The organism is Williamsia sp. DF01-3, assembly GCF_023051145.1.
Taxonomy (GTDB): Bacteria; Actinomycetota; Actinomycetes; order Mycobacteriales; family Mycobacteriaceae; genus Williamsia.
The window spans coordinates 4,100,037-4,117,908 of record NZ_JALKFS010000005.1 but is presented as its reverse complement, the minus strand read 5'-3'; the positions used below and the strand labels follow the sequence as shown (position 1 = coordinate 4,117,908).

At 63.9% G+C, this 17,872-nt stretch carries 17 protein-coding genes and 1 tRNA gene; 8 read left to right on the top strand and 10 right to left on the bottom strand.

Features of this window, described 5'->3' with window-relative positions; all coding sequences use genetic code 11:
- Window positions 1–37: 37 nt before the first annotated feature.
- The gene (locus MVA47_RS21555) at window positions 38–1,408 is read right to left on the bottom strand and encodes a zinc-dependent metalloprotease (RefSeq protein WP_247209821.1); all 1,371 of its coding nucleotides are present in this window, start codon (window positions 1,406–1,408) and stop codon (window positions 38–40) included.
- Between the two features lie 91 nt (window positions 1,409–1,499).
- Here MVA47_RS21555 and MVA47_RS21550 point away from each other — a divergent pair, with 91 nt between their 5' ends.
- Window positions 1,500–2,567 (top strand): PDZ domain-containing protein, encoded by a 1,068-nt coding sequence (locus tag MVA47_RS21550; RefSeq protein WP_247210998.1) that lies wholly within the window; start codon window positions 1,500–1,502, stop codon window positions 2,565–2,567.
- Window positions 2,568–2,604: 37 nt separating this feature from the next.
- Here MVA47_RS21550 and MVA47_RS21545 read toward each other — a convergent pair whose 3' ends face one another.
- Window positions 2,605–3,210 (bottom strand): PPA1309 family protein, encoded by a 606-nt coding sequence (locus MVA47_RS21545; RefSeq protein WP_247209820.1) that lies wholly within the window; start codon window positions 3,208–3,210, stop codon window positions 2,605–2,607.
- Between the two features lie 310 nt (window positions 3,211–3,520).
- Between MVA47_RS21545 and MVA47_RS21540 the strand changes: the two genes are divergently transcribed.
- Window positions 3,521–6,502: a UPF0182 family protein gene (locus MVA47_RS21540; RefSeq protein ID WP_247210996.1), complete on the top strand. Its 2,982-nt coding sequence runs from the start codon at window positions 3,521–3,523 to the stop codon at window positions 6,500–6,502.
- A gap of 87 nt (window positions 6,503–6,589) precedes the next feature.
- Window positions 6,590–6,663, top strand: a tRNA-Met gene (locus MVA47_RS21535).
- A 92-nt stretch (window positions 6,664–6,755) separates the two neighbouring features.
- Here the strand turns inward: MVA47_RS21535 and MVA47_RS21530 are convergent.
- The 4 genes from MVA47_RS21530 to MVA47_RS21515 all read right to left on the bottom strand — a co-directional run bounded on the left by MVA47_RS21530 (window position 6,756) and on the right by MVA47_RS21515 (window position 9,007).
- A complete protein-coding gene (locus MVA47_RS21530) occupies window positions 6,756–7,025 on the bottom strand; it encodes a DUF4235 domain-containing protein (RefSeq protein WP_247209819.1) in 270 nt (89 codons plus the stop codon).
- A complete protein-coding gene (locus tag MVA47_RS21525) occupies window positions 7,022–7,318 on the bottom strand; it encodes a DUF3618 domain-containing protein (protein ID WP_116914995.1) in 297 nt (98 codons plus the stop codon). The genes MVA47_RS21530 and MVA47_RS21525 overlap by 4 nt, the downstream gene beginning before the upstream one ends.
- Window positions 7,318–7,713: a phage holin family protein gene (locus tag MVA47_RS21520; RefSeq protein ID WP_030164422.1), complete on the bottom strand. Its 396-nt coding sequence runs from the start codon at window positions 7,711–7,713 to the stop codon at window positions 7,318–7,320. Before MVA47_RS21520 ends, MVA47_RS21525 begins: the two co-directional genes overlap by 1 nt.
- Window positions 7,714–7,846: 133 nt before the next feature.
- Window positions 7,847–9,007: a TerD family protein gene (locus tag MVA47_RS21515; protein WP_247209818.1), complete on the bottom strand. Its 1,161-nt coding sequence runs from the start codon at window positions 9,005–9,007 to the stop codon at window positions 7,847–7,849.
- A gap of 209 nt (window positions 9,008–9,216) precedes the next feature.
- Here MVA47_RS21515 and MVA47_RS21510 point away from each other — a divergent pair, with 209 nt between their 5' ends.
- The 5 genes from MVA47_RS21510 to MVA47_RS21490 all read left to right on the top strand — a co-directional run bounded on the left by MVA47_RS21510 (window position 9,217) and on the right by MVA47_RS21490 (window position 14,060).
- Window positions 9,217–10,449, top strand: coding sequence for an ammonium transporter (locus MVA47_RS21510; RefSeq protein WP_308280582.1), 1,233 nt, complete (start codon window positions 9,217–9,219; stop codon window positions 10,447–10,449).
- A 469-nt stretch (window positions 10,450–10,918) separates the two neighbouring features.
- The gene (locus tag MVA47_RS21505) at window positions 10,919–11,524 is read left to right on the top strand and encodes a SipW-dependent-type signal peptide-containing protein (protein ID WP_247209817.1); all 606 of its coding nucleotides are present in this window, start codon (window positions 10,919–10,921) and stop codon (window positions 11,522–11,524) included.
- 109 nt (window positions 11,525–11,633) lie between these two features.
- Window positions 11,634–12,260: a signal peptidase I gene (locus MVA47_RS21500; protein WP_247209816.1), complete on the top strand. Its 627-nt coding sequence runs from the start codon at window positions 11,634–11,636 to the stop codon at window positions 12,258–12,260.
- Between the two features lie 25 nt (window positions 12,261–12,285).
- On the top strand, window positions 12,286–12,510 hold the full coding sequence (locus MVA47_RS21495; protein ID WP_247209815.1) for a hypothetical protein: 225 nt from the start codon (window positions 12,286–12,288) through the stop codon (window positions 12,508–12,510).
- A gap of 29 nt (window positions 12,511–12,539) precedes the next feature.
- Window positions 12,540–14,060: a hypothetical protein gene (locus MVA47_RS21490; RefSeq protein WP_247209814.1), complete on the top strand. Its 1,521-nt coding sequence runs from the start codon at window positions 12,540–12,542 to the stop codon at window positions 14,058–14,060.
- Between the two features lie 48 nt (window positions 14,061–14,108).
- Here MVA47_RS21490 and MVA47_RS21485 read toward each other — a convergent pair whose 3' ends face one another.
- From MVA47_RS21485 to MVA47_RS21470, 4 genes are all read right to left on the bottom strand, one after another.
- The gene (locus MVA47_RS21485) at window positions 14,109–15,224 is read right to left on the bottom strand and encodes a glycosyltransferase (RefSeq protein ID WP_247209813.1); all 1,116 of its coding nucleotides are present in this window, start codon (window positions 15,222–15,224) and stop codon (window positions 14,109–14,111) included.
- A 9-nt stretch (window positions 15,225–15,233) separates the two neighbouring features.
- On the bottom strand, window positions 15,234–15,821 hold the full coding sequence (locus MVA47_RS21480) for a TetR/AcrR family transcriptional regulator (protein ID WP_081906625.1): 588 nt from the start codon (window positions 15,819–15,821) through the stop codon (window positions 15,234–15,236).
- Between the two features lie 121 nt (window positions 15,822–15,942).
- The gene (locus MVA47_RS21475) at window positions 15,943–16,275 is read right to left on the bottom strand and encodes a transglycosylase family protein (RefSeq protein ID WP_062798752.1); all 333 of its coding nucleotides are present in this window, start codon (window positions 16,273–16,275) and stop codon (window positions 15,943–15,945) included.
- A gap of 364 nt (window positions 16,276–16,639) precedes the next feature.
- Window positions 16,640–17,863 carry an acyl-CoA dehydrogenase family protein gene (locus tag MVA47_RS21470; RefSeq protein ID WP_023963103.1) on the bottom strand — a complete coding sequence of 408 codons (1,224 nt, stop codon included), beginning with the start codon at window positions 17,861–17,863 and terminating at the stop codon, window positions 16,640–16,642.
- Window positions 17,864–17,872 lie beyond the last annotated feature (9 nt).

The following is a 17,872-nucleotide window of genomic DNA, read 5'->3' as shown; positions in this document are numbered from 1 at the left end:
GCAGCTCGAGCAGGACGTATGCGTCCCGGTAGAAAACTCAGGCGCCTGGCGACTTCTGATCGTCCTCGTCGTCGGTGGGCGGGCGCTTCTCGGCACGTTTGGCCTCGTCCGCGATGGTCTTCTCGAGTTGGGCGATCGGGTCGTCGAACGCGTCCACTCCACCGCCGATCACCCGGTCGATGAAGGCCGCCGGATGGTCGAGGTCGTCGGCGTCGGGAACCAGGTCGGGGTGCGCCCACACGCCATCGCGTGTGGTCACGTCCGACGACTCCAGCAGTTTGCGCCAGAGGTCGGCGGCTTCGCGCAACTTGCGCGGGCGTAGTTCGAGTCCGATGAGGGTGGCGAAGGTCTCCTCGGCCGGTCCACCGGTGGCCCGTCGCCTGCGCATCGTCTCGGTGAGTGCGCCCACCGACGGAATCCGGTCGTGGAGAGCTTGGGAGACAACGGTTTCGACCCAGCCCTCGATGAGAGCCAAGAGCGTCTCCAGGCGGGCAAGGGCGTGTTCCTGAGCGGGGCTGGTCTTCGGTTCGAACGCCGCGCCGCCGCCGAGGAGGTCTTGGAGCTTGCTCGGATCGGACAGCAGCTGGGCCGGATCGATGCCCGCCGCGGCGTCCTGGATGCCGGAGAAGTCGATGGAGATCCCGCGGGCGTACTCCTCGACGGTCGCCAGCAGGCGTTGGCGGAGCCACGGGACGTGCGAGAACAACCGCACATGGGCGGCCTCGCGCGCCGCCAAGAACACGATGATCTCCTGGCTGGGCTGTTCCAGGCCCTCGCTGAACGCGGCGATCGCCTCGGGGAGCAGCACAGCCGTTCCGGTGGGAGCCAGTGGCAAGCCGACATCGCTGGACGTCAGTACTTCCTTCGCGAGCTGGCCCAGGCCCTGCCCGAGCTGGGTTCCGAAGGCCATCCCACCCATCTGGGTGACCATGCCGAGCATGGGGCCGGCAAAATCTCGAGCTTCTTCCGGCAGGTTCTTGGACCAGGTGGTCGCCATCTGCTCGGCGACCGGATTGCACAACGTCTTCCACACCGGCAGCGTCTTCTCGAGCCAGTCCACCGGCGTCCATGCCTCGGTGGTGGTGACTCCCGCGGGCAGTGTGGTCACGGCATCGAGCCACACCTCGGCCAACCGGACTGAATCGGTGACCGCGGACGTCTCCCGGTCGCTGACCGGGGTGTGTTTGCCGATCTGCTGGCGGGCCAGCGAGGTCGCCACCTGGTAGTTGACCGGCTCGCCACCGCCGCCCGTGCCCATTCCGGCTCCCATACCGGACAGCATCTGCCCGAGCTGCGAGAGCATCTGCCCGAGCTGATTGGGATCGAAATCGCCGGGTTTCTTGCCGCGCTCGTCACCGTCCCCGTCGTCGCCGGACGAAGGAGAGAAACCGAAAGGCAAGTCATTCATACCTCTACGGTACCGGCGCATCAGCCCGGATCCTCCTGCGAATCCATCCGCTCTCGGCGAACGGTCACCCTCTACGCTGGGCCTGGTGAAAATGCAGTCCCTCAGAGTTGCCCCGGAATACCGGCGGGTCACCACGTTGCTGGTGGCGTTGGCGTTCCTGGTTGCGTTCGTCTTGCTGGGAACGCTGGTGAAGGTGCCCTACGTGGCACTGGGACCGGGTCCGACGGTCAACACGCTGGGCCAGCTGAAAGACGGATCGAACGGCGAGATGATCGATGTCGTCGCGATCGGTGGGACGCAGACCGACCCGACGACGGGCAACCTCAACCTGACCACCGTCTCGGTGACCGACAACCTGACGCTGTTCCAGGCGATGGGATTCTGGTTCTCCGGCGACGATGAGCTGCAGCCGCGCGACCGGGTGTACCCGCCGGGCAAGTCCAACGACGAGGTGGACGCAGAGAACAAGCAGCAGATGACCGGCTCGGAGAACTCCGCGACGCTTGCCGCACTGAACTATCTGGGGCGGCCGGTGGAACAGGTGGTCGGTGGTGTCGACGACAACGGACCGTCGGCGGGCAAGCTCGAACCGGGCGACGACATCGTCGCGGTCAACGGAGTGGCTGTCGAAGACCCGAACGCCCTGCGGGCGGAGCTCGGCCGGTTCGCCCCCGGTACCGAGGTGACACTCGACGTCCTTCGCGACGGAAAACCGGTCACGGCGCGGGTGACCCTGGGTGCCAATCCCGACGACGAGTCGAAGGGGATCCTCGGCATCACGCTCGCCGAGGAGAACGGCGACCCCGGGCTCGACGTGGATTTCAACGTCGGTGACATCGGCGGACCGTCGGCCGGATTGATGCTGACTTTGGCCGTGATCGACAAGTTGAGTCCCGGAGAGCTCACCGGCGGCGACTTCATCGCCGGCACCGGGACGATCACCCCGGATGGGGACGTGGGCGAGATCGGCGGCATCACACACAAGATGCGGGCCGCGAAAGATGCGGGCGCCGAAGCATTTCTGGTCCCGTCCGGCAATTGTGCCGAGGCGAAATCGGACACACCGGACGGTCTGACCCTGGTCAAGGTCGACACATTGCAGAACGCCGTCGACGGATTGAAGGAACTCGAAGCGGGTCGTACGCCACCGGGTTGCTGACCTCCGACGCGGCCCGCCCGGACGACTGTTCGTCCGACTATTCCTCCGGCGGGGTGTTCTCCAGTGTCCCGGCGAGAGCGGCCAGGAGGCTGGGCGCCAACTCGGGATGTTGTAGCAATTCGATCGGGGCGTCGGGATCATCTTCTGTGCCCGGAGCGAGCTGCAGGAGGCTCAATGCCCGTCCGTCACGCAGTACCGCTGCGGCCAGACGCGCCCCGCGACTCTCCGGATGCGCTTCGGCGGCGCTGCGCGCAGCGTGGTCGGCAGCGTCGGGGTCGGTGAGCAGCGGGCCCAGTGCCTCGTCCAGATCGCTCTGGGCCTCCGGTGGCAACACGATGATCTCTTGGACCAGGGCGCACCCTTCGACGTCCGGTGGCCAGCTGGTGGTGGCCAGAACATGCTCGAGTTCGGCCATGCCACTGTCGGGCGACACGGGCAGCGGGGCCTGTTCGATGAGCGTGAGCTCGGATGTGTCGTGGTCGTCGACCCAGTCCGGTTGGGTGTCTGCCAGCAACGCGGTGGGTACGAGCGCGAACAGCTGCGGCGGCTGACCCCAGCCGGCGGCATCGACGAACTCCACGACTTCACGGATCGCGCTTCCCAGGGCGTCGGGGGAGAGGACGGGCGGCTGCGGATCGGTCACCGGACAATAGTGACATCTACGGCTCCGTATGCGGCGAGTGATCCGTTCGAACACACCTGTCAGCGGGGTTCGCACCCACGTCTTCATCCGCCGGTGAGCAACGCCATGCACGCACAAGACGGTTCACAGCTGCGATCGGTACTGTTCTAAGTAATGCGGAGTAGAGGAGCCGATACCGGCCACTCTCTCGGCTTTCAACGCTCAGCGAGGCAGCGGGGCGCCGCAAAGTAAAGTGTTGGTCAAGACCGGGTGCGGTGCCCCCGGCATAAAAGTTGGAGTAGAACACGTGGGAATCCGGGGTCCGGCAGCAATGCCGACGTTGTCGCGGCGAAGCAAGGCGCTCATCGCCACTGCCGTCATCGTTCTGGTGGTGTTGCTGGTGGGGCCGAGGCTCATCACCATCTACACCGACTGGTTGTGGTTCAAGGACATCGGCTACAGCTCGGTGTTCAGCAAGATCATCTGGACGCGCATCGCGCTGTTCGGGATCTGCGGCGCCATTGCCGGACTGATCATCTTCGGTGCGTTGTGGCTCGCCTATCGCAGTCGGCCGGTGTTCGTTCCGACGAGTGGGCCAGGCGATCCGATCGCGCGTTACCGCACCGTGGTGATGAGCCGCATCCGGTGGTTTGCCATCATCCCGACGTTGCTGGTCGGACTTCTTGCGGGCCTGGTCGCGCAGGGCTCGTGGTCCACCGTGCAGATGTTCCTCAACGGTGAGAGCTTTGGCAGCAAGGATCCGGAGTTCGGCCTCGATGTCGGCTTCTACGCGTTTGATCTCCCGTTCTATCGCTTCGTGCTGAACTACCTGTTCGTCGTCGTGGTGATCGCGTTTGTCGTCAGTTTGGTGACCCACTACATCTTCGGCGGGATCCGTCTCGCCGGACGCGGCGGAACGCTGACCAACGCGGCACGAATCCAGTTGGCGGTCATCGCCGGTACCTTCTTGTTGCTCAAGGCCATCGCGTACTGGCTCGACCGGTACACGCTGCTGAGCAGCACCCGTAAGCAAGAGATCTTCAATGGCGCCAGCTACACCGACATCAACGCGGTGCTGCCGTCGAAATTGATCCTCATGGCGATCGCCATCATCTGTGCGTTGGCGTTCTTCGCCGGTGTGGTCCTTCGCGACCTTCGTATCCCTGCCCTGGCCACCGCCATGATGTTGTTGTCGGCGTTGGTCATCGGCGTGGGCTGGCCCGCTGCCATGGAGCAGTTCTCGGTGAAGCCCAACGCGGCCGAGAAGGAAGCCGAGTTCATCAACCGGAACATCGAGGCCACCAAGGCGGCCTACGGAATCGGTGACGACAGGGTGAAGACCCAGGCGAACTGGACCGGTGAACCGGCCAATGCCGATCAGGTCGACGCCGACGCACCGACCCTGTCGAACATCCGGCTCCTCGATCCCAACATCGTGTCGCCGGCCTTCGCTCAGCTCAAGCGGCAGCAGAACTTCTACGGCTTCCCGTCCCAACTTGCCCTCGACCGTTACACGGTCGACGGCGAGATGCGTGACTTCGTGGTCGCCGCAAGGGAACTCGACCCGACCAGGTTCGAGGCGAACCAGCAGAACTGGCTCAACAAGCACACCGTCTACACCCACGGCAACGGTTTCATCGCCGCTCCCGCCAACACCGTGAACGAAGCCGTCTCCAGTGAGAGTGATGTCAACGGTGGCGGTGAGCCCGTCTTCAACGTCAGTGACCTGAGTAATTATCAGACCGACGAATACAAGGCGAACGCGCCCATCAAGGTGACGCAGCCCCGTATCTACTTCGGTGAACTGATCTCCAAGGTGAATCCCGACTACGCGATCGTCGGCAACAACGGTGAGCCGCGGGAGTTCGACACCGCGGACACACCCAAGTACACCTACCAGGGTGATGCCGGTGTGCCGCTGTCCAACTGGTTCAACCGATTTGCCTACGCAGTCAAGTACACCGAGCGCAACCTGCTGCTCTCGGGGGCCATCAACGAAGAGTCGAAGATCATCTACAACCGTGATCCTCGTGACCGTGTCAAGAAGGCCGCACCTTGGTTGACCGTCGACTCGAAGACCTATCCGGCCGTGATGTCCGACGGCTCGGTCAAGTGGATCGTCGACGGGTACACCACTCTCGACGCATTCCCCTACGCGCAGAAGACGTCACTCGAAGATGCGACCACCGATGCACAGCAGCTCAATCAGGGCCAAACGGGACGCACTCAGGTCAACCGGCAGGTCTCGTATGTCCGCAACTCGGTGAAGGCCACCGTGGACGCCTACTCGGGCGAGGTCACGCTCTACCAGTTCGACGACAAGGATCCTGTCCTGAAGACCTGGATGAAGGTGTTTCCCGATTCGGTGAAGTCGCGCGCGGAGTTCGACAATGCGGAGAACGCAGACCTGCGCGACCACGTGCGTTACCCGGAGGATCTGTTCAAGATCCAGCGTCAGCTGCTGACGAAGTACCACGTGACCAACCCGCAGACGTTCTTCCAGGGAGACGCCTTCTGGTCGGTGCCTGCCGATCCGACGGACAGCGCTGCGGTCACCCGGGGGCTCGATCAGCCGCCGTACTACTTTGTCGCGTCCGATCCTGAGACGAAGAGGCCGTCGTTCCAGCTGACGTCAGTCTTCAACGTCCTGAAGCAGGAGTTCTTGGCGGCATACGTGACCGTGTCCTCCGACCCGGAGAACTACGGTCAGATCACCATCAAGAATCTCCCGCCGAACACCCAGCGTGAAGGTCCCAAACAGGTCTTCAGCGCAATGGAGACCGACACCCGCGTAGCAGAGAGCCGCAAGAACCTCGAGAACACAGCGGATGTCACCTTCGGCAATCTGCTGACTTTGCCGGTCGGCAACAACGGGGTCCTGAACGTGGTGCCGATGTACGCGCAGGCGAAGTCGACAGCGGGTACGTTCCCGCGCCTGGTCCGTGTGATCGTGCGGTACGACGACAGCAGCGGCCAGCCGCCTCGGGTGGGTTATGCGCCCACCGTCGCGGCAGCGCTCGCAGGTGTCGGGATCGATCCGTCCTCCGTGACGCAGATCCCGGGGGCTGAAAGCGCGCCTGTGGTGCAGCCGGGTACTCAACCGCAGCAGGGACAGACCCCGACGCCGCCGCCGGCCGACGGCCAGTCCGCGGTCCCGCCGTCGCCCCAACGAGATGCGATCGTGAAGCGGATGGACGATGCCCTGACCGCCATGCAGCAGGCCCTGTCGGCGGGTAACTTCACCGCCTACGGTCAGGCACAGACGGATCTGCAGGCTGCGGTGCGCGATTACGAGAATCTGCCGACGGGCTAGCGTTTGCCCAGTTCAGAAGCGTGACCGGCGTTACAGGCGGGCGATTTGCACTTCGCAGGTGCCCGCCTGTAACGTTGTGTTCACCGCCGCGGGGTGGAGCAGCTCGGTAGCTCGCTGGGCTCATAACCCAGAGGTCGCAGGTTCAAATCCTGTCCCCGCTACGAAGACAAGAACCCGCGTTCTGCATCACGCAGAACGCGGGTTTTTGCTATATCCGGGGGTGGTGTTCCAGTCGGAGGCGAAGGGCCCTCGATCAGGATGGGTCTTCGTGGGTGACCGCCTTGTAGCCACGTGCACCGGCCCGATCGACCGCAGCTTTCACGAGGCCAAAGATCAGACCCTGCAGTGCAGCGGCGACCAAGACTTCGGTGTTGCTCCTCTGGAGGTCTTTGGGATCAGGCGCCTTGGCATCGTTACCCAGACGCTTCCAGACCTGAGCGAATGCGGCTGACGCCGCGACACCGCCAAGGACGCTTGTGGCCAACGACAGCGGCTTGTAGGCGGCTTTGGACACGGCGCTCATACGATCTCCCTCTTCTTCGAACGGCGACGACGGACAACCACGAGCAGGACGAGCAGCACTGCCCCGATCGCGCCGGAGGTCGCCAGGACCTGCTGGTTGTCTTTGGCTTTGATCTGCGCGGTGTGCGCGGTGTCCGCGGCAGCCGTTTTGACGCGGGTGGGTACATCGAACTTCTGCGCCAGCGCGTCCACTGTCTGGGCCAACTCGGCGCGCTGTTCCTCGACCGGAGGCACATCGGTGGGCGCAGTGGCTCCGGGTTCGGGTGTCGCGCCCGATGACGTCGGTTCGCTCATCAGAGATGCTCCCTCACGGTGTTGATGTCCCGCTGAATGCTGTGCACGGTTGCCTGCGGCGCCGGCGGGACGGCTTTCTTGGCCCGAGACGCGCCGATCGCGGCAGCGATCGCTCCGATGACGACCAGTACGGCCGCGACGATGAGTGCGGCGAGCCATGGATCCACCGCGGTGGCCAACCCCAGGACGGCCGCTGCGATGAGTGTTCCGAATCCGAACAGCAGCAACAGAGCACCTGCTCCGGAGATGCCGACGCCGATGCCGAGTTTTGTACCTTTTGTTTTCACCTCATCGAGTGCGTTCCGCACTTCTGTCTTGACGAGGGTGGAGGTCTGCTCGGAGAGGCGTTCGATCAACTGGACGGTCGAGAGATCTGTCGGTGGGGGCTGATTCATCGTTGCTCCTTTGACTGCGGGCTGCGACGCAGTGATCAGCTCAGCCGACCTACCGAGCCGCGAGTCACGGACAGACGGTGGTTACCCCGCGCAACATGTGAGCAAACCGGACAACAAAAGACGATGTGACCCTTCAGAGTGCCGCGGCGGCGGGCTTTTTCATCTTTCGCACGGTTTTTCCATCGGCGTATTCGCCCAGCGCGGTCATCACCCAGCCAGATGGTTCACGGATCATCTTGCACATCAGTACCCCGGTGGTGGGACCTGAGTCGGAGAGTTCGAATCGGACCATTTCCTGGCCGGTCCCGTGATCGACGAGCCTGCAGAAGGCCCGTCCGACGTCGGTGAATCGCTGGCCCGAGAAGGAGTTCACGGTGAACACCAGGCCGGTGACCGAATGGGGCAACCGTCCCAGGTCCACGGAGATCACCTCGTCGTCGCCCTCGCCTGCGCCGGTCAGGTTGTCACCCGAATGTGCCACCGCGCCATCGAGAATCGACAACTTCAAGAACCAGCAGGTCGCCACGACCTTCCGGTTCGCATCGAAGGCGATGCACGACGCGTCGAGATCGATCCGGCCCTTGCCTGCGGCCGGATCCCACCCGAGTCCCATCCGGACCTTGCTCTGCAGTGGCTTGCCGAACTTCGTCAGCACCACCGACTGGCGTTTTTCGAGGACCACGTGACCTTTGTCGAGGTTCAGCCGATGGTTTGCCGAGTTGGTGGGGGTCGCCGCCGGGACGGCGGGAACCGCTACCGGCTCCACCGTCGGCGCAGTCTCGGCCGGGTCGTCCACGCTGATACCGAAATCTGTTGCTATCCCGGCCAATCCGTCTGCGTAGCCCTGCCCGACCGCACGCAGCTTCCATTCGCTGCCGCGCCGGTAGACCTCGAAGACGATCAGGGCGGTCTCGCCGGAGAGGTTCGCCGGGTCGAAGGTGGCGAGCAGGTCACCGTTCGCCGCATCGATGACGCGTGCATGTGGATTCGTCCCGGCGAACGTGGTGGTCGGGGGATCGAGGCTGGCCGTGATCACCACCTTGTCGATGGCCGACGGAATGGCGGCCAGGGTGATGCAGACTGCATCGGGACCGTGAGCAGTACCGGGCATATGACGCAGCCCCGGCCCGACGGGCGCGTTGAAGAAGATCAGGTCGGCGTCGCTGCGCACCTTGCCCGACGGGGCCACCAACAGCGCCGACACGTCGAGTTGCCGTCCGCTCACCCCGACCTCGATGCGGACTTCGGCGGCCTGCAACGCAGTGTTCGCGCCCGCAGTCATCGGGATGCTCATGTCACGGTCCGCCCTTGTTCGACGCGGGGCCTGTGGGCCCGGGAAAGGACTGTCGCCACGAAGCTACCGAAGTCCGGCAATCGGTGTGGGTGTGTTGTCGATTCGATACATACGGGCAGATTCGCCACGGCCCGTCGGGACGGATCGGGTGCCGGTTATTGTCCTTCGAGCACAACCACTCAACTCTTCACAGAACACGGAGGGCTCCTGTGTCCGAGCTCGATGGTGCTGCCACTGCGCTGGTACTTGTCTCGACCGCGATGGTTCTTCTGATGACTCCGGCACTGGCGCTGTTCTACGGCGGCATGGTGCGCAGCTTCAGCGTGCTGAACATGATGATGATGAGCTTCATCGCTATCCCGTTGGTCGCGGTCGCGTGGCTGGTCGCCGGCTACAGCCTTGCGTTCTCAGACGACGCGGGGTTCGGCCTCATCGGTGGCGTGGAGTCGTTCGGGCTGGCCGGGATCGGTCCGGAGTCGTTGCACGGGTCCATCCCGACCTTGTTGTTCGTGACGTTTCAGCTGACGTTCGCCGTGATCACCGCGGCACTGATCAGTGGGGCCATCGCCGACCGTGCCCGCTTCGTCGCCTGGATCGTGTTCGTACCGATCTGGACACTACTGGTCTATGCGCCTGTGGCGCACTGGGTCTGGGGTCCCGGCGGCTGGATCGCCGAGCTCGGGGCACTCGACTTCGCGGGCGGTCTGGTGGTGGAGGTGACCTCGGGTGCCTCGGCGCTGGCACTTGCCATCGTCTTGGGGCCCCGCCTGGGATTCCGACACGACACGATGCGCCCGCACAATCTGCCTTTCGTGCTGCTCGGCGCGGGACTGTTGTGGTTCGGATGGTTCGGCTTCAATGCCGGCTCCGCTCTCGCGGCCGACGGCATGGCGGCAGCCGTCCTACTCAACACCTTGATCGCGGGCGGCCTGGGAATGGTCGGCTGGCTTGTGGTCGAGACCAATCGTGATGGGCACCCGACCAGTTTTGGCGCTGCGTCGGGCATTGTCGCCGGGCTGGTGGCGATCACACCGTCGTGTGGATCGGTGGGGCCGCTCGGCGCGGCGGTTGTCGGCCTCGCAGCCGGAATCGTGTGTGCCTACGTGGTGTTGTGGAAGTTCAAGTTCGGCTACGACGATTCACTGGATGTCGTCGGCGTGCACTTCACCGGTGGTGTGGTCGGCACCGTCCTCATCGGGCTCTTCGCGACCTCGATGATGACGTCCGATGCCGAAGGGCTTTTCTACGGTGGTGGACTGGCTCTGCTGGGTAAACAAGTGGTCGCCATATTTGCGGTAGCGCTTTATACATTTCTGATGTCATTCGGAATCGGAAAGGTCATCCATTGGACCATCGGGTTCAGGGTGTCGGCGAAAGATGAACGAGAAGGAGTCGACTTCTCCGAGCACGCCGAGACGGCCTACGCCGATCTCGAGCGCTGATCGCCACCTCTGGGGATGGGATCGACACAAATGGCTATTCGGCCATTGTCGATCAGCCGTGTCGGGTAATTCGTAGACCGATCGATATGATCGTCACGTTCAGAAATTGCCGCTCGACCTTGCTGCGATGGACCTTCGGGCGAACGGTCGCCGCCTTTTTGCCTGAACCTGAGCGTTAGTGGTCCAAGTCCGCCCATTGTTTGTCTGAGATGCGCGACTGACTTTGCCGGCGCTCCGATAACTGCACGTCAGCCGCGGCTGCACTGGCCTAATTGACGCCATGCCTATTAATGGACTCGCACACTTTCCAATTGATGTGTTCGGGTAATGACGCGGAAAGAATGCGCTGACTGCTTTCGAAAATCGAAGATAAAAATCGCATTCCGCGAAACTTTTCGGTTCCTTACTTTCATACTCGGGGCAAGCGGGTCGGACTGGCTGGCCCCTTTTGTGTAGGCGAGGTTCAATTATGAGTTTGACGGTCACAAAACGTAATCGCCGCAAGATCCGAGCGATTCTTGCGGCGGGTTTGGTGCTCGGAGTGGGAGCGGCGGTGACTCTTGCGGCCTGGAGTGATTCTGTCTGGGGCCAGAGCGAGTTCGCCACCGACAAGTGGAACGTTCAGGGCAGTTTCAACGGTGGCACCAGCTGGGGTGAGTTCGCAACGGGACCGACGGCCGGCACCTTCACATTCCCGCTGGCCGATGCCACGAGCCTCACGCCCGGTGAATCGGTCAAAGCCCCGGTGTCGCTGCGGGTCGGCCCGGCGGCATCGGCATTGAATGCATCAGTGACCCTTGCTCCGTCGGGCAACACATCTGCCTTGGCCGGCGAACTCGAACTCACCGTCACCGAGGCCGCCAGCTGCAGCGTTGCGGGTACCACGCCCTCAGGCTGGCCGGCAGGTGGGAGCGTGGCGACGGCCGGCGGAAGCACCCCGATCATCCTCAACGGCGACATGACCCCGCGGCACTTCTGTTTCACTGTGACGCTGCCGGCCGACGCGGCGCTGCTCAATACGTCGACAACAGGGCAGGTTCTCTGGGAGTTCCAGGCAACCAGCGTCGAACCGTAGGCATCTGCCGGCCGCCGGGCCAGTGGTTCATTGCAGAGCCCCGGCGGCCCGGTAGCCCTGACCTTTGCGCGTCCGCGTCGTGAAGTCCGGAAATCTATAGGAGTCATTGATGTTTCATGCTGATCCGGTTGCCCACGCCGAACATCCCTCAGCCCCGAGACGGCCATCCGCGCTGTCGGTCGTGAGCAGTGTGATCATGAACCTGCTCGCGGTGTGCGGGCTCGCTTGCATCGTGATGGTTGTCCTGGCCGTGGTGTTCAACGTCTCGCTCATCATGTTCAAGACCGGGTCGATGGCGCCGTCCATCCCGGCGGGATCGCTGGCCGTCGTGCAGACGGTGCCGGCGGCGTCTGTGGACGTGGGTGACGTGGTCACCGTCAAACGACCGGGTCAGATGCCGATCACGCACCGGGTGATCAAGACCTCGCCGGGCGCCGACGGCACAACGATGCTCGAAATGCGTGGTGATGCCAATTCATTCGACGACCCGGGTGGTTATCAGGTCACGGAGGTACGCAAGGTCCTGTGGTCAGTACCGGGTCTTGCCAAGGGTGTGATCTGGCTGTCGAATCCGTTTGTCCTACTGGCGATCACAATTGGCGCAGCGTTGCTGGTGCTCTGGGCCTTCTGGCCGCGAAAGAGCGAGGACGACGTCGATCCCGATGATGGCATTCCCGACGGCCGAATAGCAGTGCCCGAACGTGGTGTCGGCGCCCGATCTCGGATCGAGGCCTGAACAAGTGGGTGGCCATCATGGCAAGGTGCTCGGCAACAGAGATGCTGGGCAGCGGCACCGCCGGCGTCTCGTCGGGGTGGCGGCATTGGCAATCCTGGTGGTCGTTGGCGCATCCGCGCTGACCGGGGCGTTCGCCGATCGGACACTGGCCGCCTGGGGAGACAAAGTCTGGGGGGCAAGCACATTCGGTGTCGACCCGGCATACGTCCCCACAGGGTGGGCGCGGGCATCAGGGGAGCGGGCACCATAGAACGCCCCGACCGTGGATGGTTGGGCACGGTGACCACGTTTTCCGGTGGCGAACAATCCCTGGCGGCTCCCACGAGGTCGAGCTATACGTCCCCACAAACCCCGACCTACGGGGGTTGGCCGGGCAGTGTGGACTTCAGCCTGACCTCGTCGCAGTGTGTGCGCCACGCTGCCGGGGCACAGTGCGCGCCTGCGCCTGCCGACGCCACGTCGAGCGCAGCCACGACAACATCGAATCTGTACCTCACCTACTTCGGCGCTGCTCTCGGTGATCTTCTAGGGGTGGTCAACCCGGTGAAGGTGTCGGTGTCGTGTCGTCCAGGACAGCTGCTTGCGCCCAGCCCCACAGGGGCAGTGAGGTTTCGGCACTCGGCGGTGGTCTGGGAATCCGTAGCCGTTCCCACTCAGCCCGGGCAAACCAGCACGGGTGAGGGACCGGCGCGTCAGCTCTCGATCGTGTGGAATGTGGCCCACACTGCGACCTCCATCCGGTCGGAGCTGATCATGACGTGGACCCAGCCGTACGTCTTTCCGGCGACGCCTGAGGTTAATCTGCGCAATGTTGTCCTCGCCCGCGCCGAATGCGGCACCGCAGGTCAGCCCCCTCCGCTGAGCGCCCCGTCGGCGCTGAGTTCGCGCAAGGTCGCGCAGGCGACGTGTCCGGTCGTTGTGCCCGCCGGGGACGAGGAAATGGCCGCTCCCAATACAACGACGACCAGGGTGACGACGACAGGCACCCCGACCGCCACGCCTGCGCCGCCCGCTGGGGACGCTGACGGCGACACGCCAGTAGATGACGGGACAGCCGAGTGCGGTGGTACTGACCCCACAGCTTCTACTGCTGATCCGAGCCCGACCGGTACGCCGACCAGCACGCCCTCACCTGACGAAACAGATTCGACCACAATCACATCCGACACTGCCGAGGCCCTGCCGGTGAGGCCGCCGCCGGAAGGTGCGGCCGACATCGAAGAACCGGCACCGCCGCTGATGGTCCCGGACGGACCCACCACCCCGTCACCCGGGGAAGAGTTCGCCCTTGTCAGCACGGACGGTGCTGACCTGGGAGCAGCGCGGATCGACGAGGTCTTGATTGATCAGAGCTGCAACACTTCTCCCGCGGTGACCGTCGTGGTGCGGATGACGGTGACCCCATCCACGCACACCGGTGAGTACGCGCTGGATGGTGTGGAGTCATCTCAATTCAGTCAGGGCAGCGGTTCTGGCACGCCGATCTCGAGATGGGGTCAGCCGTGTGGATCTCTCGGGCAAACGCTTTCCTCTTTGACTCCAGGCCGCACCGCCGTCGGCTGGGTGATTTTCGAGGTCCCCGATCCTGTGTCGCCCGTGCTGTGGCAACCGAACGGCACAGCCGGATGGCTGATATCGCTGCCGATCCTGTCGGTATCGCCGTCCGAGACCCCGCTCCCGTCACCCACCTCAGAATTGCCTACCTCACCGTCGGCGTCGATGCCGTCTGTGTCTCCGGCCCCTGAGCAGAGCGAGGGGAGCGACAAGGAGACACCGGGATCGACCGAGCCGGGTGAGTGACTCAGGGAGCGAATTGTCTGCGTCGCACGCCAACCCGAACGGCGACAGTCACGGCAGTTCGGCGAGCATTCGATCAACCGCTCGCGTTGTGCCGTCGCCAGACGCGAGGCGATCACCGATCGCCCGCGCCGATGCGGGATAACCGGGCTCGTCGAGGATGCGCGACAACGCCGCGGCGATACGAGCGGCCGACGCCTTTTTCCGCACGACGATCCCCGCACCCGCTCTGGCCACCGATCGACCCACCATCGGCTGGTCCAACAGTGGGTGCATCGGCATCACGATGAGTGGAAGGCCGTGGGCGAGGGCCTGGAAAGTTGTCGAGTGTCCGCCGTGACCGATGACCGCGACGCAATCCGGCAGGACGTCGGCATGCGGGACGTACTCATGGAGCTCGGCATTGACGGGCACCCGCAACCGGGACGGGTCGATGGCGGGTCCGGTGGTGGCGATCAGCCGGATGGGCAGGGTGGCAGCAGCGTCGAGGATGTTCTGCATGGTCTGTTGCTGGGCAGGGAAATAGGTGGTGCTCAAGCTGGCCAACACCGTGGGGGGAGTCCGCGGGGTGAGGGGTCTGGCGGCCGGTTCCGCGGGCCCGGCCCAGAAGATGTTGCCTGCTGCGCGGTGCCGGCGGCCGGCAGGATCGAGTGCCTGGTCGGAGATCACCACCTGCAGGTCCGTGAAACCCCAAATCCGACGTGAACTCAAGCCGCGCAGGCGGGCGACCACTCCGATGGGTCCGCGGCGCCACGGCCCGTCGAGGTAGGCGTAGTAGGCGTGGAACAGGGCGATGGTCGGCGGCGGCAGAGCGTTCAGGGCAGACATCACCGGCAACAGCATGCAATCAACTACCACCAGGTCGGCCGCACGCGAGGCGGCGACGGCGTCATCGACCAGAGTCCGGGTGGTGAAGAGCGCGAGGTAGCCCCACAACGTGGACGCGGTGCTCCTGTGTCTGCTGGACGACCACGACGGCGCGTTCGAGTAGGCGATGAATTCGAACCCGGCGGCCTCGACCTTGCGCCGCTGCTGTGCGTGGCCGAGAACGGTCACGTGGTGTCCGCGCCGGGCGAATTCCCGCCCGAGCGTGATGACCGGCGGGAAGTTTCCTCCCGCGTCGAAGGTCACGAACAGAATGCGGGCGGGCTGCGTCGGCGTCGGCACGGCCTGAGCTTATGCAGCCGCGAGTATCGCCGACACCATTCGAGATACCCGGCGCTGCGCTGTGCTCCTCGACAACGTGCGGTCGCGGCACAGCAGCTTCCAGGTGTACACATCGGTCGCCACCACCAGCATGTCGATGAGCTCGGTCCGTGCCGCAGCCGACCGGTCGGCCAGCTGCGGGGCGAAGACGGTACTCACCCACGCGCGGTGGGCCTGACGTTCGGACTCGGTGAGCTGGGCCGCGCGGCGGTCCCAACCCTCCTGACCCAGGAGCATGATCACCGCGTCTCCGTGGTCGTCGAAGTGGTCGAACAGCACCTCCAGAGCGGCCCGGACGTCGCCCGGAGGACTGGATCGGTGTGATCGGAGTTGTTCGGCGACGAACTCGGTGGCGGCATCCAGCAGACCATCACGGCTACCGAATTGGCGCAGGACGGTCTGCACACTCACGCCGGCGCGAGCGGCGACCTCAGGGAGCACAATCGTTGCGAACGGCTTCTCACCGGCGAGTGCGACGGTGGCCTCCAGTGCCCGCCGCCGGGTCAGACCGGCGGACTCGGCACGCGAACGCATGACGTAGTTTCGCGTCGTTTTCATCGAATCCGACGCTAACCGCAGAGTCATTTCGTGTCAACGTGCGCTACCTCGAAATGAGGGCCTCACATGCATCTCGCCCGGACCGCGAGTGCGGTCCGGGCGAGATCGGTTCTAACGGGGGTCAGCTGTAGAGATACTGCCCGCAGACGGGCCAAGCGCCGACGCCCTGCGAGGCGAGCACGTTCTCAGCCACTCGGATCTGCTCCTCACGGCTTGCGTCCGACGCAACGCCGACGCCGCCATTGGCCTCCCAGGTCGACTGGCTGAACTGCAGTCCGCCGTAGTAGCCGTTACCGGTGTTGATGGCCCAGTTCCCGCCGCTCTCGCATTGTGCGACGGCGTCCCAGTTGTGGGCACCCTCGGCCGAGGCAGTTGCTGCGAACGCACCCATCGGTGCGAGCGTCAGAGCTCCGGCGATCGCCGTGCGGGCGGCAAGCTTGCGCATGTTGGTCATGGTTCCTCCTCTGCCGCTTGCCCAGAACATCAGACGAGCGGGATCGTTGTATCCAGGACTTCCGTGTTGCCGTCTTCTACGACACGTTCAGCGACGTTACGTACTCGAAGCGTTGAGGTCACGTCCGGGTGTTGTGTACAACGTGCGCTTCGGGCACTTGATGATTCGTCGTCAATGCTGGTCAGATCGGTGTTCTCCAGGCGTTACAGGCCGGGGATCAAACCGAGAAATGTGATGGTCGACACGGGTCAAATGTGATGTGGCACATGCTCTGGGCGGGCGGATCACGCCTCAAACCTTGTCCGAGGCAACAAAAAACCCCGTCCGTACCCCTCGATGCGGACGGGGTCCTTCGTCCATCAGATCACTTGAGTTCTGCGCTCGTCTTTCCGAGAACTCGACGTGCGATGATCAGGTTCTGGATCTGCTGGGTTCCCTCGAAGATATCGAGGATCTTCGAATCGCGGGCCCATTTCTCCAAAAGGGAGCGTTCCGAATAGCCAAGGCTGCCCGCGAGTTCCACGGCCTTGGTGGTCACGTCGGTGACCGTACGCCCAGCCTTCGCCTTCGACATCGAAGCTTCTTTGGAGTTCGGCTCCTTGTTGTCGGCCATCCACGCTGCCCGCAGTGAATGCAGGTATGCGGCTTCGAAATCTGACTCCATCCGGATGAACTCTGCTGCAGCGGCGTGCTGGTTGTTGGCGGGCTTGTCGTAATCGATGTCCACGCCTGCTTCTTCGAGCAGTGTTCGGAGTTCCTCGAGCGCCGCCCGCGTCACACCGACCGCCATACCCGCGACCATCGGACGGGTGTTGTCGAAGGTCTGCATGACCCCGCCGAAACCCTTTTTGGTGTCCACTTCTGGTGATCCCAAGAGGTTTTCGGCCGGGACGCGGCAGTTCTCGAAACGGATCGCGGCAGTGTCGGAAGCCTTGATGCCGAGCTTGTGCTCGAGACGCTCGATCGTCACACCTTCGTGTTCACGGGGGACGACGAAGCTCTTGATCGCCGCACGGCCGGCGCTCTTGTCCACTGTGGCCCAAACGACGATGTGGTCGGCGCGGGATCCGGCTGTCACATAGATCTTTTCGCCGTTGATGATGTAGTCGTCGCCGTCCCGGGTCGCGGTGGTCGAGACCGCGGCAGAGTCGGAGCCGAAGCTGGGTTCGGTGATGGCCATCGATGCCCAGACCTTGCCGAACTTCTTGAGCTGCTCTTCGGAGGCGACGGCCGCGATGGCGGCGTTGCCCAACCCCTGATACGGAATCGACAGCATCAGACCGAGGTCGCCCCACGAGGTTTCCATCGTGTTGAGCACCGACTGCATGTTGCCGCCGTTGACGACTGCGCCTGCGGGCAGTTCTTTCTTGTTCTTCTGCTGGCTACGTCCGCCGTCGGCGCCGGCTCCGGCGGCTCCGGCTTCATTGAGTCCGTCGTACAGACTCGCCAGGGTGTCGAGCTCAACCGGGTAGTCGTGTTCGCGGAGGTCGTACTTACGAGAGATGGGCCGGAAGATCTGCGCCGCAGCCTGATGGGCCTGGTCGACCGTCTGGTGCAGCTTCCGGGGAAGTTCGAGATTGATTGCCATGGCTTGATG

Coding starts and splice junctions, on each gene's coding strand:
- MVA47_RS21555 (WP_247209821.1), bottom strand. CDS start 1,408: ATGAATGACTTGCCTTTCGGTTTCTCTCCTTCGTCCGGCGACGACGGG.
- MVA47_RS21550 (WP_247210998.1), top strand. CDS start 1,500: ATGCAGTCCCTCAGAGTTGCCCCGGAATACCGGCGGGTCACCACGTTG.
- MVA47_RS21540 (WP_247210996.1), top strand. CDS start 3,521: ATGCCGACGTTGTCGCGGCGAAGCAAGGCGCTCATCGCCACTGCCGTC.
- MVA47_RS21530 (WP_247209819.1), bottom strand. CDS start 7,025: ATGAGCGCCGTGTCCAAAGCCGCCTACAAGCCGCTGTCGTTGGCCACA.
- MVA47_RS21525 (WP_116914995.1), bottom strand. CDS start 7,318: ATGAGCGAACCGACGTCATCGGGCGCGACACCCGAACCCGGAGCCACT.
- MVA47_RS21520 (WP_030164422.1), bottom strand. CDS start 7,713: ATGAATCAGCCCCCACCGACAGATCTCTCGACCGTCCAGTTGATCGAA.
- MVA47_RS21515 (WP_247209818.1), bottom strand. CDS start 9,007: ATGAGCATCCCGATGACTGCGGGCGCGAACACTGCGTTGCAGGCCGCC.
- MVA47_RS21505 (WP_247209817.1), top strand. CDS start 10,919: ATGAGTTTGACGGTCACAAAACGTAATCGCCGCAAGATCCGAGCGATT.
- MVA47_RS21500 (WP_247209816.1), top strand. CDS start 11,634: ATGTTTCATGCTGATCCGGTTGCCCACGCCGAACATCCCTCAGCCCCG.
- MVA47_RS21480 (WP_081906625.1), bottom strand. CDS start 15,821: ATGAAAACGACGCGAAACTACGTCATGCGTTCGCGTGCCGAGTCCGCC.
- MVA47_RS21475 (WP_062798752.1), bottom strand. CDS start 16,275: ATGACCAACATGCGCAAGCTTGCCGCCCGCACGGCGATCGCCGGAGCT.
- MVA47_RS21470 (WP_023963103.1), bottom strand. CDS start 17,863: ATGGCAATCAATCTCGAACTTCCCCGGAAGCTGCACCAGACGGTCGAC.